Origin of the sequence: Salinivibrio costicola subsp. alcaliphilus (assembly GCF_001996185.1) — a bacterium.
Classification (GTDB): domain Bacteria; phylum Pseudomonadota; class Gammaproteobacteria; order Enterobacterales; family Vibrionaceae; genus Salinivibrio; species Salinivibrio costicola.
In genome coordinates this window covers 1-14527 of sequence record NZ_MUFR01000054.1, presented here as the reverse complement: position 1 = coordinate 14527, position 14527 = coordinate 1, and the positions used below count along the sequence as shown (strand labels likewise).

At 50.9% G+C, this 14527-nt stretch carries 15 protein-coding genes; all 15 read left to right on the top strand.

The genetic code is table 11. From position 1 onward, the window contains the following. The first annotated feature begins 504 nt into the window (after nt 1-504). Nucleotides 505-1158, top strand: a complete 654-nt coding sequence (locus BZJ21_RS14070; RefSeq protein ID WP_077670100.1) for a hypothetical protein — start codon at nt 505-507, stop codon at nt 1156-1158. Between the two features lie 852 nt (nt 1159-2010). Next, a complete protein-coding gene (gene ruvA, locus BZJ21_RS14055) occupies nt 2011-2640 on the top strand; it encodes a Holliday junction branch migration protein RuvA (RefSeq protein WP_077670097.1) in 630 nt (209 codons plus the stop codon). Between the two features lie 3 nt (nt 2641-2643). Beyond that, nucleotides 2644-3657, top strand: a complete 1014-nt coding sequence (gene ruvB, locus BZJ21_RS14050; RefSeq protein WP_077661274.1) for a Holliday junction branch migration DNA helicase RuvB — start codon at nt 2644-2646, stop codon at nt 3655-3657. 509 nt (nt 3658-4166) lie between these two features. Further along, nucleotides 4167-5750: a cytochrome ubiquinol oxidase subunit I gene (gene cydA / locus BZJ21_RS14045; RefSeq protein ID WP_201788228.1), complete on the top strand. Its 1584-nt coding sequence runs from the start codon at nt 4167-4169 to the stop codon at nt 5748-5750. Nucleotides 5751-5761: 11 nt separating this feature from the next. Continuing rightward, complete coding sequence (gene cydB / locus BZJ21_RS14040) at nt 5762-6898, top strand: cytochrome d ubiquinol oxidase subunit II (RefSeq protein WP_077460429.1); 1137 nt, start codon at nt 5762-5764, stop codon at nt 6896-6898. Nucleotides 6899-6913: 15 nt separating this feature from the next. Further along, on the top strand, nt 6914-7021 hold the full coding sequence (gene cydX / locus BZJ21_RS14035) for a cytochrome bd-I oxidase subunit CydX (protein ID WP_021024361.1): 108 nt from the start codon (nt 6914-6916) through the stop codon (nt 7019-7021). Further along, a complete protein-coding gene (locus tag BZJ21_RS14030; protein WP_158011321.1) occupies nt 7014-7310 on the top strand; it encodes a cyd operon YbgE family protein in 297 nt (98 codons plus the stop codon). The genes cydX and BZJ21_RS14030 overlap by 8 nt, the downstream gene beginning before the upstream one ends. Before the next feature lie 230 nt (nt 7311-7540). Beyond that, nucleotides 7541-7948 (top strand): tol-pal system-associated acyl-CoA thioesterase, encoded by a 408-nt coding sequence (ybgC, locus tag BZJ21_RS14025; protein WP_077670095.1) that lies wholly within the window; start codon nt 7541-7543, stop codon nt 7946-7948. Further along, the gene (gene tolQ / locus BZJ21_RS14020; RefSeq protein WP_021024365.1) at nt 7945-8631 is read left to right on the top strand and encodes a protein TolQ; all 687 of its coding nucleotides are present in this window, start codon (nt 7945-7947) and stop codon (nt 8629-8631) included. Before ybgC ends, tolQ begins: the two co-directional genes overlap by 4 nt. Nucleotides 8632-8634: 3 nt before the next feature. After that, nucleotides 8635-9081 (top strand): protein TolR, encoded by a 447-nt coding sequence (gene tolR / locus BZJ21_RS14015; RefSeq protein WP_021024366.1) that lies wholly within the window; start codon nt 8635-8637, stop codon nt 9079-9081. Between the two features lie 9 nt (nt 9082-9090). Continuing rightward, nucleotides 9091-10152, top strand: a complete 1062-nt coding sequence (tolA, locus tag BZJ21_RS14010; protein ID WP_077670094.1) for a cell envelope integrity protein TolA — start codon at nt 9091-9093, stop codon at nt 10150-10152. Nucleotides 10153-10259: 107 nt separating this feature from the next. Continuing rightward, the gene (tolB, locus tag BZJ21_RS14005; protein ID WP_077460491.1) at nt 10260-11591 is read left to right on the top strand and encodes a Tol-Pal system beta propeller repeat protein TolB; all 1332 of its coding nucleotides are present in this window, start codon (nt 10260-10262) and stop codon (nt 11589-11591) included. Between the two features lie 50 nt (nt 11592-11641). After that, complete coding sequence (gene pal / locus BZJ21_RS14000) at nt 11642-12160, top strand: peptidoglycan-associated lipoprotein Pal (protein WP_077670093.1); 519 nt, start codon at nt 11642-11644, stop codon at nt 12158-12160. Nucleotides 12161-12193: 33 nt separating this feature from the next. Further along, nucleotides 12194-12931: a tol-pal system protein YbgF gene (gene ybgF / locus BZJ21_RS13995; protein WP_077670102.1), complete on the top strand. Its 738-nt coding sequence runs from the start codon at nt 12194-12196 to the stop codon at nt 12929-12931. 391 nt (nt 12932-13322) lie between these two features. After that, nucleotides 13323-14366 carry a quinolinate synthase NadA gene (gene nadA, locus BZJ21_RS13990; RefSeq protein ID WP_077670092.1) on the top strand — a complete coding sequence of 348 codons (1044 nt, stop codon included), beginning with the start codon at nt 13323-13325 and terminating at the stop codon, nt 14364-14366. Nucleotides 14367-14527 lie beyond the last annotated feature (161 nt).

The window sequence follows — 14527 nt, the reverse complement described above, 5'->3', positions numbered from 1 at the left end:
GCTTCATTACCGGTGTACGAGAGCATCAACGACGATTGCTGAAATTGTTGGGTCAGTTATACGAAGCGGTTTATTCCTAAATTAGGTGCGGAAACTCGGCTATTATCATTCTTTCCTTGGATAGGTGCAATTGTATACCTCTCCATGAAATTGAAAAAAAATAAGTATGAGTTAATACTGAAAATCTCTCTATCTGCTCCGAAATCATTTTCTACAAGATCTAGGATGATGATGGAAAGTAACCTATCGTGGATTGCTGCAAGCTGCTTCCCGTTTTATTGGTTTGGAAAAGCAATGTTAAAATATGCTTGGCGTATTCCAGAGTCGGAAATTAATAACTGGAAAAAAAGCATCCTAGATATTTTTGGGTCATGGCGAGTGTGGTATAAGTTAATTGCTTTTTTTGGTAACATAATTTTTACCAGCTTAATCGTGTTTTCCATTTTTTTCTGGGGGCGGTGAGTGCTCTCAAGGGTGCATTTTCGAAACGTCAGGTATTCAGCAATGATTAAATGGACAGCCCTTTTATCTTTTTTACTATTGATTCCCTTAAGCGGGTGTGAGCCTGAACCTTATACAGCTGAGGTCGGGTTTACGAATGGCAGCACCTCCGGCGAACACGGTGTAAAAAAAATGGTAATCACCACCCAATCAGGCGGAAAGGCTAATTTTGCCATGGGGGCCGTCAGTGGCTATCCGGGTGCCCACTCGTCCGGTGGACGCATGGATGCGCCCGCTTACATTGAGGGGAGCTGGGCTCAAGGATGGGAATACCCTTTCAAGTCATATCACCGAATATCTGCACCTATTCCAGATAATGCCGAAGCCAAAATGAAAACAATGGATAATTATTACCAAAATCTCGATCGTGACTATGGTTCGATGGAGGTGATTGTTGATGGCCCGAGAGTGCGGGTATTCTATTCAAAATCGTGCGTTGATATGTACGATGATTGTACGCCTAAACAGGGAGCCGATCCAAACGGGTGGGTCGTTCGTTCACCTAAAAACCAGACTGACGTAGTTGTGCTCTTTGATGGCCAAGGTGAGTCCTCCCCAATTCCTTTCCCAAACACCTTTTTTGCCGATTTGGAAAAGCGTAAAAAAGCGAGTGAGTCTGTAGTGGCCAAATTCACTATGCCACTACAGTCTGAGTAGGGGAAGAGGTGACACAAGCCCCGGTAAGATGTCAACAATGATGTGCTATGCCAACGGGCGCCTGTCATGATCGGGGTTAATCTTTGGCTTTGATGTCGGATGGCGCGCAGCGCAAATCACACCAAACTTGCGCGATCGAGAAGGCGCTTATGCCGACCTACGCCTGGTTTATATATCGGTGGTCCCATTGGCTACGATTGCTCGTTCCCACGCTCCTGCGTGGGAATGCATACAATGACAAAATTTATACATCGATGGTGCCATTGGCGTAGGTGACACAAGCCCCGGTAAGATGTCAACAATGATGTGCTATGCCAACGGGCGCCAGTTGCACTGCGCCTGTCACGATCGGTGCCAAATTTACCACCAATGTCGGATGGCGCGCAGCGCAAATCACACCAAGCTTGCGCGATCGAGAAGGCGCTTATGCCGACCTACGCCCGATTTATATATCAGTGGTCATATTTAATTTCGATGATCCCATTGGCGTAGGTGACACAAGCCCCAGCAAAATGTTGGATAAGAGCACATTGTCAACGGGCGCCTGTCACGATCGGTGCCAATTTTGACCACGATGTCGGATGGCGCGCGGCGGAAATCACAGCAAGCTTGCGCGATCGAGAAGGCGCTTATGCCGACCTACGCGATATTCGGGATTTTTGAATACAGAACGCTTCGCTTACGGAGTACAGAAGAGAGCAGAAAGCAGTTCCTAGGACCTAGGAACTTTATCTACCAGAGCTGGCACGATACGCTTTTCCGTATTCCGTATCCCGCGCTCCGTCAATTCGACTGGATATACATCCAGTTATTCTTTATCCTTGAGGGAAAGTAACAAACAGAGAATCGATTGTGATAGGCCGATTACACGGAACCCTGATAGAAAAGCAGCCGCCGGAGATTTTAATTGACGTGAACGGCGTCGGTTACGAAGTGAGCATGCCAATGAACTGTCTATATCAACTGCCGGACGTGGGTGAGACGGCCACTGTGTATACCCACTTTGTGGTCCGTGAAGACGCGCAATTACTCTATGGCTTTAGTGGTAAACGCGAGCGTGCGTTGTTTCGTGAAGTGATCAAAGCCAATGGCGTGGGGCCTAAGCTCGGATTAGCGATTCTATCGGGTATGACGGCCAATCATTTTGTCGACAGTGTTGAGCATAACGATGTGTCTACCTTGGTGAAAATCCCCGGGGTAGGGAAGAAAACGGCGGAACGTTTGGTGATTGAAATGCGCGACCGGCTTAAAAACTGGGAAGCATTCGATCTCTTTACGCCGCATACGGATGCAGCAACTGGCGAGAGGGCGGCCATTCGTCCGGCACCGAGCACGGTCTCGACGGCGGCAGACGAAGCGGTGAGTGCCCTGGTCGCCTTGGGCTACAAAGCGGCACAAGCAGAGAAAGTGGTAAAACAAATTGCAACCGATGACATGAGCAGTGAAGATGTGATCCGTCACGCGCTGCGCTCGATGGTGTAACCCATGATAGAAGCTGATCGTTTAATCTCGGCGCAAACCACCCCTGATCGTGAAGACGAGGTGATTGACCGCGCGATACGCCCCAAGTTATTAGATGACTACCAAGGCCAAGATCACGTGCGTGGGCAAATGGAAATTTTTATCCATGCTGCACGCAAACGCCAAGAAGCCCTAGATCACCTGTTGATTTTTGGCCCGCCCGGTTTAGGTAAAACCACCCTGGCGAATATTGTTGCCAACGAAATGGACGTTAGCATTCGCACCACTTCAGGCCCCGTGCTGGAAAAAGCCGGTGATCTCGCCGCCTTGCTCACCAATCTTGAGCCTCATGATGTGCTGTTTATCGATGAAATTCATCGCCTAAGCCCGGTGGTGGAAGAAGTCTTGTATCCCGCCATGGAAGATTACCAACTGGATATTATGATTGGTGAAGGGCCAGCCGCCCGCTCGATTAAAATTGACTTGCCACCGTTTACCCTGATTGGCGCTACCACCCGTGCAGGCTCACTGACATCGCCCCTGCGTGACCGTTTTGGTATTACCCAGCGTTTGGAATATTACAACGTGCGTGATTTAACCGGGATTGTAAAACGCAGTGCGCATTGCTTGGCGCTGTCGATGGAAGACGAAGGGGCCGAGGAAGTGGCGCGTCGTTCACGTGGTACCCCACGGATTGCCAACCGTTTACTCCGCCGTGTGCGCGACTTTGCCGAAGTAAAAGGCAGTGGTCACATCTGTCCCGATATCGCCCAGCGCGCACTGGATATGCTGGACGTTGACAGCCAAGGGTTTGACTACATGGATCGCAAACTGCTCAACGCCATTATTGAAAAATTCGATGGGGGGCCGGTCGGCTTAGATAACTTGGCCGCGGCGATTGGTGAAGAAAAAGACACCATTGAAGATGTGATTGAGCCTTATCTGATCCAGCAAGGCTATTTACAACGCACCCCGCGTGGCCGAATTGCCAGCCAGCGCGCCTATCTGCATTTTGGCTTTGATGTGCCCAAGGTGTGACAAAAACCGGCCGAAAGCTTAACTGAGATCAAGACATTTTTTACCAAAACCGCCCCATTGACCGCCAATCAATGGGGTTTTTTGATCTAGATTAAGGTTATGTAGCACGTGACCCCTTATCGTTACTCCCATCTGCTGACAGTTACAGCCAACCAGAGTGAGATGTGGCTTTGAATTACAGCTAATAATCACTTGGTTTCTTTGTGGTTAATCACAATTTTACACCTCGATGTCGATGCTTTGTTGTTTTTGCAACTGACTCGACAAACTCGGGAAAAGGCGATTAACGCACATAAGTTACGTCTGTAATATTAGTTATAACTTAATTAGAATATATTTAACTATTAAGTAACTTGAGTGTTTCAAGCGTGTAACATGCAAGCAGTGACTTGAGAAAGTGTAGCGCTTTCCCCGCACCGGCCAGCGGTTTGGTGGCCATGCAGGGTGAGAAAGTAAAACGAGCGATACAACTGTATCGGCACCGAAAGCGGTGTAAAGGAGTGACCATGATTACCGATATCGTCGATTTATCGCGGCTGCAGTTTGCGCTGACCGCGATGTATCACTTCCTGTTTGTTCCCCTAACGCTAGGTTTGGCATTTTTGCTGGCCATCATGGAATCGTTATACGTGATGACCGACAAGCAAATCTACAAAGACATGACCAAGTTTTGGGGTAAACTCTTTGGGATTAACTTTGCGCTCGGTGTGGCAACCGGCCTCACCATGGAGTTTCAATTCGGGACCAACTGGGCCTACTATTCCCACTATGTCGGGGATATTTTTGGCGCGCCGCTTGCCATTGAAGGGTTGATGGCCTTCTTCCTTGAATCCACCTTTGTGGGCTTATTCTTCTTTGGTTGGGATCGTCTCAGTAAACGTCAGCATTTGGTCACCACTTGGCTGGTGGCGTTAGGCTCTAACTTTTCCGCGCTTTGGATCCTGGTCGCAAACGGCTGGATGCAAAACCCAGTGGGCTCGGAGTTCAACTTCGAAACCATGCGTATGGAAATGGTGAGCTTTGCCGATGTGGTCTTCAACCCGGTAGCACAAGTCAAATTTGTTCACACCGTCGCGGCAGGCTACACCACTGGGGCAATGTTCGTGCTCGGTATCAGTGCCTACTACCTACTGAAAGGGCGTGATCTCGCCTTCGCACGTCGCTCGTTTGCAATTGCTGCCTCCTTTGGTATGGCCGCGATCGTCTCGGTCATTATTCTGGGTGATGAATCCGGTTATGAGCTGGGCGATGTGCAAAAGGTCAAATTGGCGGCGATTGAGGCCGAATGGCAAACCGAGGAAGCGCCAGCAGCCTTCACCGTGGTGGGCCTTCCTAATCAAGACACCATGCAAACCGATTATGCGATCAAAATCCCGTATGCGATGGGGATCATTGCCACGCGCTCATTGGATAAAGAAGTGACAGGCTTAACCGATTTGATTGCTGAGCACGAAACCCGTATCCGTAACGGGATGCAGGCGTACGCATTGCTAGAAAAATTGCGTGCCGGCGAGACATCGTCTGAAACTAAAGCCGCCTTTAATGAAGTGAAAAATGACCTCGGTTATGGTCTGCTGCTCAAGCCTTATACCGATAAAGTGGTTGATGCCACCGAAGGGCAAATTCAGCAAGCGGCACAAGACTCTATTCCACACGTGGCACCGTTGTTCTGGAGCTTCAGGATCATGGTGGCCTGTGGCTTTGCGATGCTGTTTATCTTTGGCATGAGCTTCTGGCAAACCTGCCGTCAACGTATTGATCAAAAACCTTGGCTACTCAAACTGGCACTTATTGGTATTCCGCTGCCTTGGATTGCCTGTGAAGCGGGCTGGTTTGTTGCCGAATATGGTCGTCAGCCTTGGGCTGTGGGTGAGATTTTACCAGTGCATATGGCCGCCTCTAACCTCGCTGCAGGCGATATCATCTTCTCGATGGTGGCGATTTGTTCGCTCTACACCGTCTTTCTCGTCGCCGAGCTTTATCTGATGTTCAAGTTTGCGCGCTTGGGGCCAAGTAGCCTCAAAACCGGCCGCTACCACTTTGAACAAAAAGGCAATCCAGAAGCGGATTTCAGCCGCCAGATTGAAGCATAAGGAGAGATAGCATGTTTGATTATGAAATGTTACGGCTGATCTGGTGGGCGCTTATTGGGGTGCTACTGATTGGCTTTACCGTCACCGATGGCTTTGACATGGGGGTGGGCGCCTTGCTCACCCTGATCGGCAAAACGGATAGTGAACGGCGGGTGATGATTAACTCAGTCGCCCCGCACTGGGAAGGCAACCAAGTTTGGCTAGTCACCGCGGGTGGGGCATTATTCGCTGCCTGGCCGCTGGTTTATGCAGTATCATTCTCTGGGTTTTATATCGCGATGGTGCTCACACTGGCGGCGTTATTTTTCCGTCCCATGGGCTTTGACTACCGCTCAAAAATTGATGATAAGCGCTGGCGCACTGCCTGGGACTGGGGCCTGGTTGCCGGTGGTTTTATACCGCCTGTGATTTTCGGTGTCGCCTTTGGCAACTTGCTGCAAGGCGTACCATTTCAGTTAAGCGAGCTGTTGATCCCAACCTACACCGGTGGCTTTTTCGCACTGCTTAATCCATTCGCACTGGTGTGTGGCCTTGTGAGTCTGTTTATGGTGGTGCTGCAAGGGGCAACCTGGCTGCAAATGAAAACCACCGATGCGCTGCATGTACGGGCACGCAATGTGGCGCAACTGTGTGCGCTACTGACCACTGTCTTGTTCGTGGCAGCGGGCTTTTGGGTACAAAACCTGGAAGGCTTTGTGGTGGTCAGTGAAGCGGCGAATCAAGCGGCGTCTAACCCACTGGCGAAAGAGGTGGCGGTGCAAAGCGGCGCGTGGATGCACAACTACCAAGCGATGCCAATCCTTTGGTTAGCTCCCATTGTCGGTGCGGTGATGCCACTATTGGCACTGCTGGCGTCTCGAGTTGAACGTGGTGGCTGGGCCTTCTTGTTCTCGAGCTTGGCTATTGCTGGGGTAATTTTGACCGCGGGTATCGCGATGTTCCCCTTTGTAATGCCATCGAGCACCTTCCCAAGTCATAGTTTGACCATGTGGGATGCCACCTCGAGCGAACTGACATTATCGATTATGACTATCGTCGCTGCGATTTTTGTGCCGATTATCTTGGCTTACACCTTGTGGTGCTACATTAAGATGTTCGGCCGCTTAGATGCGCAATATATTGAAGACAACAAACATTCACTGTACTAAGTAAGGAGCCTGCATATGTGGTATTTCACGTGGATTCTCGGTGTGCTGCTGGCATGCGCCTTCGGGATCATCAATGCGTTATGGTTGGAGCATACCGAAGCCATGGATCACGATAATGAGTGATCGCCAACCCGCTCCGTTAGGCCAGGATTTTTCTGGCCTTTGGCGGCTGCTCTCATTGGCCAGTGCATTATGCTGGGGGGGCCAAGTAATGTGGGCGCCTGAAGCCTTCGCGCAGCGCATGGGCGGCGTCACGTTCCTCATGGGCGTGGGCCTACTTTACGCCACCTGCTTGGGCGTGATTCACGCTGTCGGCTTTACAGCGCAAGGAAAATGGAGCCGCTGGCTTACTTGGCCGCCATTAGGGTGGGGCGTGTCTCTTCTTTTGCTCGCCTTGATGTGGCTACGCTAGTTGAGCCAAACGCTCGGTGAGCAAGCGCAAAGTGACAAACGAATGACAAAAGCACCCAAGTGGTGCTTTTTTCATCACTGGCTGCGGAGTCTTTTTGTGTTTTTTGCGGCATATCACTTCTTGCGCCCGTCATGGGCCACCAATGCAGCGACTGCGCGGCTTCAGCATTTCTATACATCGACAACTTAGGTATAGTAATTGCCTATCGCTGAACCTATATGGATACAGTCATGACTGAATCAACGCCGTTTCGTTGGCCCGTACGTGTTTATTATGAAGACACAGACGCCGGCGGGGTGGTTTATCACGCCAATTACCTCAAGTACTTTGAGCGTGCGCGCACTGAACTGTTACGCCAAATCGGTGTCAATCAACAGGCCTTGTTTGCCGAACACTATGCGTTTGTGGTGCGCCACATGGATATCGACTTTCACCGCGGTGCACGGCTGGATGATGCCCTTGATGTTGTCACCACAGTGTCAGCCATGGGGCGCGCCAGCATGACGTTTTGTCAACACTTGGTGAATTCTGATCAAAAAGCATTGTGTGTGGCAACGGTTAAGATAGCCTGTGTCGACCCAACCACCATGAAACCCAAATCGATTCCAACACAGATTAAATCGGAGATGATGACGTGACCGCTGAACTTTCCATTCTCGACCTGTTTTTACAAGCAAGCCTGCTTGTTAAGGGAGTGATGCTGATATTACTGGGTATGTCAGTGATGTCTTGGGCCATGATCATCAAGCGCTCAAAAGTGATGCAGCAAGCCTTTAGCCGAGCGGAGCGATTTGAAGACCGATTCTGGTCGGGGATCGATCTCTCGCAACTCTTTCAAGAAGTGCAGGCCCGCAAGGATCACCTCACCGGTAGCGAGAAAATCTTTTACGCCGGATTCAAAGAATTTGCCCGCCTGCATCGCAGTAACGACAAAGTGCCTGATGCCGTGATGGAAGGCACGTCACGAGCGATGCGTGTTTCCCTGTCTAAACAAGTTGAAGAACTTGAAACCCACTTACCGTTTTTGGCCACCGTGGGCTCAATTAGCCCCTACATCGGCCTATTTGGCACCGTGTGGGGCATTATGCATGCCTTTATCGCCCTGGGTGCGGTGAAACAAGCCACATTGGCGATGGTTGCGCCCGGGATTGCTGAAGCCTTGGTCGCGACAGCCATGGGCCTATTTGCAGCGATCCCTGCCGTCATGGCTTACAACCGTTTGACAGCCAAAGTGAGCAAGCTTGAACACAACTACATGAACTTTATGGAAGAATTTTCTAGCATTCTTCACCGTCAAGCGTTTGCGGCAACCCAGGAGTAATCCATGGCGTATCAACCAAAACGACGCAAAATGACGGCGGAAATCAATGTGGTGCCCTACATTGACGTGATGCTGGTATTGCTGATTATCTTTATGGTCACCGCGCCGTTTGTGACCCAAGGCGTCGATGTCGATTTACCACAGACCACGCAGGCCAAAACAGCGGCAGAGTTGGCGGAAGAAGAAGATAGCGGCGCGTTCATCATTGTGGAAGTAGACCAAGACGGCCAGCTCGGGCTCAGTGTCAACAATGGTGATATGACCCGAGGGCTAAGCCTAGAAGAAATCTTGGTGCGGGTGAAAGCCGAACTTCAGCTTAATCCTAAATCCCCCGTCTTAGTCGGCGGTGATGGCCGCGTCCCCTATTCAGAAATCATCCTAACGCTTGATGCATTAAACCAAGCCGGCGTGTCGTCGGTGGGCTTAATGACAGAGCCATATGAGTCGTAGGTGAGGATGATGAACGAGCCAAACCATCGCGATCAGGCGACCAAAAGCAAGAAAAAAGACTCACTGGTGCCAGCGCTTGCCATTTCCGGCGGGCTGCACGTGTTGTTGGTGATTGTGCTGTTATGGGGGGCAGATTTCACCTCAGACGCCAAGCCAACCCCGAAAGCTGGGCGCTCCATTGAAGCCACCGTGATTGATCCGGCCGTGGTGAATGCGCAGGCAAAAAAAATTCGCGCGCAGCGCGATCAAGCCAAACGCGAAGAAGCCGAGCGGTTAAAGCGATTAGAGCAGCAAGCGAAACGCCTTGAGCAACAACGCGAGCAAGAAGAACAGCGCCTTCGCGACGTGAAGCGGAAAAAGCTCGAAGCGGAACGTCAAGCACGAGAAGAGCAAAAGCGGATTGCCGAAGAGCAAGCCAAGGCCAAAGAACAAGCACGCCTTGCTAAACAACAGGCGGAACAAGCCGAACGCGAGCGTCAGCGCAAGTTAGAACAACAACGGAAAGCGGAATTGGCGGCAGAAAAAGCGGAGAAAGCGCGGCAAGAAAAACTGGCGGCTGAACGCAAAGCCGAAGCTGAACGCCAACGCAAGCTTGAGGCAAAGCGCAAAGCCGAAGAGCAAGCGTTAAAAGAGGCAGAGCAGGCGCGCAAAGAAGCCGAACAAGCGAGAAAAGAGGCCGAGCGCCGGGCGCAAGAAGCCAAACGGCAACAGCAAGAGCAAGAAGCGGCGCTTAATGATTTGTTTTCGGGGCTAGAATCGGAAGCCAGCCAACGGCAAAGCGCGCGCGGACAGTTTGTAGACGACGAAGTGGCGCGATACGGCGCCATTTTTACGCAAATGATCCAACAAAGACTGATTGTTGATGATGGCTTAAGTGGCCAAGAGTGTGTGGTCAATATGCGCTTGTCACCTACCGGCCTATTGCTTAATGTGGAACAAAAAGCGGGCAACTCGCGATTGTGTCGGGCAACAAAAACCGCGGTCGCGTCCGTATCACAATTTCCAATGCCAGACGATGGCGATATTATTGCTAAGTTACGTGATATCGAGTTAACCGTTCGACCTAACTAACCGACAGGATAAAAAACATGATGGAAGTGAGCCCCTGTGGTGGCACAAACCATGTCACAAACACGCGTCAGGATCGTTTACGGACGTGGCAAGTTGCCGCCGTTGTAATGCTGTTGGCCTGTTTGTCGTTACTCACGCAACCGGCACACGCTGCGCTTAAGTTGGTGATCACCGAAGGGGTGAACACAGCCAGGCCCATTGGCGTGATCCCCTTCCAATGGAAAGGGCAAGGCGAGATGCCTGAAGATATTGCCGGTGTAGTGGGATCCGATTTACGTCGCAGCGGTAAATTTAACCCATTATCTGTCAGTGACATGCCGCAAACGCCTTACAAAGATGCCGATGTCGATTACAACGCTTGGACCTCTCTCGGGGTGGATGCCGTGGTCACTGGCACCGTGACGCCCACGTCAGACGGCCGTTACCAAATTGATTACCAACTGATTGATATTGTGCGTGGCCAGCTCACGGGCGGCGACAGTAAAGGCCTAGGCGCCGATGGCCAGCTGGTACAAACCGATGACCACTTACTGGTGAACAACCGCGCCACGGTCAAAGAAAGCGATCTGCGCCGTTATTCGCATCGCATTGCCAATATTGTGTATGAACAGCTCACCGGCGAAAAAGGAGCCTTCTTGACCCGTATCGCCTATGTGGTGATCGATAAAGAGAACGACTACCCCTACCAACTGCGCTTATCGGATTACGATGGCTATAACGAACGCTTGATCTTGCGCTCTAAACAGCCATTGATGTCACCGTCGTGGTCACCGGATGGTCGCCAACTGGCATATGTCAGCTTTGAAAATGGCCAAGCCGAAATCTTTGTCATGGATATTTACACCGGTGAGCGCGAGAAGATTTCGTCTTATCCGCGTCACAATGGTTCGCCTCAGTTCTCGCCCGATGGCAGCAAGCTGGCCATGGTGCTGTCCAAAACCGGTAGCCTGCAGCTTTATATCTTCGATTTGAAGAGCAAAAAACTGACCCAAATTACCCATGGTCGTGCCAATAGCACCGAGCCATTTTGGGATCCCGATGGTAACTCGCTCATCTACACCTCGGACCGGGGTGGCAAACCACAGATTTATCGCGTAAATTTAGATGATGGAACCAGCCGACGGATCACGTGGGAAGGCAATCAAAATATGGGAGGGCAACTGACTCCTGATGGCCGCCACTTGATCATGGTAAATCAATCCGCGTCTGGCTATAACATTGCAAAACAAGACTTAAACAGCGGGGCGGTGCAAATCCTAACCAAAACCTTGTTGGATGAGTCGCCAAGTATTGCGCCAAATGGCAGCATGGTGATTTACAGCTCGGTATATGGACGTAAGAATGTGTTGTCACTCGTCTCAATCGACGGCCGCTTTAAAGCGCGGTTACCGGCAACCAACGGGCGCGTGCGTGCACCAGCCTGGTCACCTTACCTGTAGTTTTTTAATTTTAAACAACGTGCGCTAACTTTCTAGAAAAGGAAAATAGAATGCAAATCAATAAAGTACTGAAAGGTCTGGCGGTGGCACTGCCAATGTTAACTCTGGCTGCGTGTAGCTCACACGATAGCTCAACCGGCAGTGATGCTGGTCAATCAACCAACCAAAACGGCACTACCGTGGTATCACCGGTTGACGGCCAAGGCTCAATGACTGAGCAACAAATCCGTAACCAAGAGCTGCGTCAGTCGCAAACCGTTTACTTCAACTTTGACGACTCATCAGTACTACCACAATACGAAGACATGCTGGATGCGCACGCGACTTACCTGCGTGACAACCCAGCGATGGAAGTAGTCGTTGAAGGCCATGCTGACGAGCGCGGTACCCCAGAGTACAACATCGCACTGGGCGAGCGCCGTGCTGAAGCTGTGTCTAAATACCTGCAAGCGCTTGGTGTGCCAGCAAGCCAAATTTCTATCGTGAGCTATGGCGAAGAAAAACCGCTGGTACTTGGCCAAAGCGAAGACGCTTACGCCAAAAACCGTCGTTCGGTATTAGTGTACTAATCCAGCCGATAGGTAGTGGAAACGAGTATGAAAATAAACAGTAACTCTGTGCGAACCCTCGCGCTGGCGTTACTGGTGAGTGTGGCAGCCCCCGCGGCTGCCACATCTGCTCCGGTGACAGAAGTAGGGGCGGGTGGCTCTGCCGTTGATCGTCTAGAACGCATGCTACAAGCGCGCAACCAAATGCAGCTTGACATGCAACGCCAACTTGATCAAATGGCGCAAGAGCTAAGCACGTTACGTGGCAGTGTTGAGCGTAACAGCTACGACATCAAACAAATGGTAGAACGCCAACGCGATCTCTATCGCGAGGTTGATACGCTAAGAACCACCAAACAGACACCTGAAAAGTCTAAAGACGAAAAAGAGCAGACCATAGAGGGAAGTGCGGTTCGCTTTACGGATGATAAAAGCGAAAACGCCGCGTATGAAGCTGCCGTCAACCTGATCTTGAAAGAGAAAGACTACCAAGGGGCGACCAAAGCGTTTAACGCTTTCCTTTCACAATACCCAGAGTCGGTATACACAGCAAACGCCCACTATTGGCTCGGCCAGCTTTATTTTTCTAAAAGTGAATTTGAGCAGGCAAACCAAGAGTTTACGGCAGTTAGCAAGTTTAAAGACTCCAACAAACGCGCCGACGCATTGCTCAAACTCGGCCTGATTGCGCAAAAACAAGGTAACGGCGACCAAGCCGATCAATACTTCCAGCAAGTGATTGATACCTACCCAGACTCAACCAGCGCCAAACAAGCCAAAAATGCGATGTAGGACGATGGTGCCATCGGCAACGGTGGTTCCATTGGCAACGATGACATAAGGCGTTAATACTTAACCTCGATGATCCCATTGGCGTAGGTGACACAAGCCCCTATACGGTGTTGGATAGGGGCACATTGCCAACGGGCGCCTGTCACGATTGGGGTTAATTTTTGGCTTTGATGTCGGAGGCGCCGTGCAACGGGCGCGCGAGTTACACCGAGGCTTAAGGTTGACATCGTCCCAGCGCTTGTCCGATCTACGCGTTATTTTAACGTCGATGAAGGTATTGATTCCGTGCCACGGCGCTTTTCCGGTCTGCGTGCTAATTTGTTTCTCCCCCCACTCGCGTTATACTACCCGGACTGGAAGCCCCGGACTGGAAGTAAGCATGAGTAATCCCATGAGCCAAGTGATTGAAACGTCGCAAAGGGTCTATCCCTTTCCGCCGAAACCGATGGCATTGAGTGACGAAGAGAAAAAACAACACGTTGCACGCATCAAACAACTATTAAAACAAAAAGACGCGGTACTTGTTGCTCACTATTACACGGACCCAGAGATCCAAGCCCTCGCCGAAGAAACCGGCGGGTGCGTGGCCGACTCGTTAGAAATGGCCCGTTTTGGCAATCAACACCCAGCCAAAACCCTGATTGTGGCCGGTGTACGCTTTATGGGGGAGACCGCTAAAATCCTCACCCCAGAGAAAACCGTCTTAATGCCAACGCTTAATGCCGAGTGCTCGTTAGACTTAGGTTGTCCTGCCGATGAATTCACCGCGTTTTGTGACGCACACCCAGATCACACCGTCGTGGTGTATGCCAATACCTCGGCCGCCGTCAAAGCACGTGCCGATTGGGTGGTCACCTCAAGCATCGCGTTAGAGATTGTCGAGCACCTAGACAGCCAAGATAAGCCAATTATCTGGGCCCCAGATCGCCACCTAGGCGCCTATATCGAAAAAGAAACGGGCGCTGACATGGTCTTATGGCAAGGCGAATGCGTGGTCCACGACGAATTCTCAGCCCAAGCGCTAGAAAAAATGAAACACCTTTACCCCGACGCCGCGATTCTTGTTCACCCTGAATCCCCAGCGAGCGTGGTGAAAATGGCCGATGCGGTGGGCTCGACCAGTCAGCTGATTAAAGCGGCGCAAACCTTGCCGAACAAAAAACTGATTGTGGCCACCGACAAAGGCATTTTCTACAAAATGCAGCAAATGGTGCCGGAAAAAGAGCTCGTTGAAGCACCCACCGCCGGCGCGGGCGCGACCTGTCGAAGCTGTGCCCATTGCCCTTGGATGGCCATGAACGGCCTTAAAGCGATTGAAAACGCACTAGAAAACGGTGGCGAAGAGCATGAAATTCACGTTGATGATAACGTGCGCGAAAAAGCGTTAATCCCACTCAACCGCATGCTCAACTTCGCCGCGGAGATGAAGGGGTAACCTCCGACATGGGTGGTTAAAATTGGCGCCGATCGTGAATGGCATCATTGACGTTAAAGTATGCGTAGATACCATCTCTCCGAACCATCCGTAAAGGGTTATGTAACCACTTGCGGGTGGTATTCGCTTTGATGTTTTACAACACCAAAACAAATCTGTAC

Excerpts from the sequence above, each read along its gene's own strand:
- BZJ21_RS14070 (WP_077670100.1), top strand. The coding sequence starts at position 505 with ATGATTAAATGGACAGCCCTTTTATCTTTTTTACTATTGATTCCCTTA.
- ybgC (WP_077670095.1), top strand. The coding sequence starts at position 7,541 with ATGACTGAATCAACGCCGTTTCGTTGGCCCGTACGTGTTTATTATGAA.
- nadA (WP_077670092.1), top strand. The coding sequence starts at position 13,323 with ATGAGCCAAGTGATTGAAACGTCGCAAAGGGTCTATCCCTTTCCGCCG.
- pal (WP_077670093.1), top strand. The coding sequence starts at position 11,642 with ATGCAAATCAATAAAGTACTGAAAGGTCTGGCGGTGGCACTGCCAATG.
- ruvB (WP_077661274.1), top strand. The coding sequence starts at position 2,644 with ATGATAGAAGCTGATCGTTTAATCTCGGCGCAAACCACCCCTGATCGT.
- BZJ21_RS14030 (WP_158011321.1), top strand. The coding sequence starts at position 7,014 with ATGAGTGATCGCCAACCCGCTCCGTTAGGCCAGGATTTTTCTGGCCTT.
- cydX (WP_021024361.1), top strand. The coding sequence starts at position 6,914 with ATGTGGTATTTCACGTGGATTCTCGGTGTGCTGCTGGCATGCGCCTTC.
- tolA (WP_077670094.1), top strand. The coding sequence starts at position 9,091 with ATGAACGAGCCAAACCATCGCGATCAGGCGACCAAAAGCAAGAAAAAA.
- cydB (WP_077460429.1), top strand. The coding sequence starts at position 5,762 with ATGTTTGATTATGAAATGTTACGGCTGATCTGGTGGGCGCTTATTGGG.
- tolR (WP_021024366.1), top strand. The coding sequence starts at position 8,635 with ATGGCGTATCAACCAAAACGACGCAAAATGACGGCGGAAATCAATGTG.
- tolB (WP_077460491.1), top strand. The coding sequence starts at position 10,260 with ATGCTGTTGGCCTGTTTGTCGTTACTCACGCAACCGGCACACGCTGCG.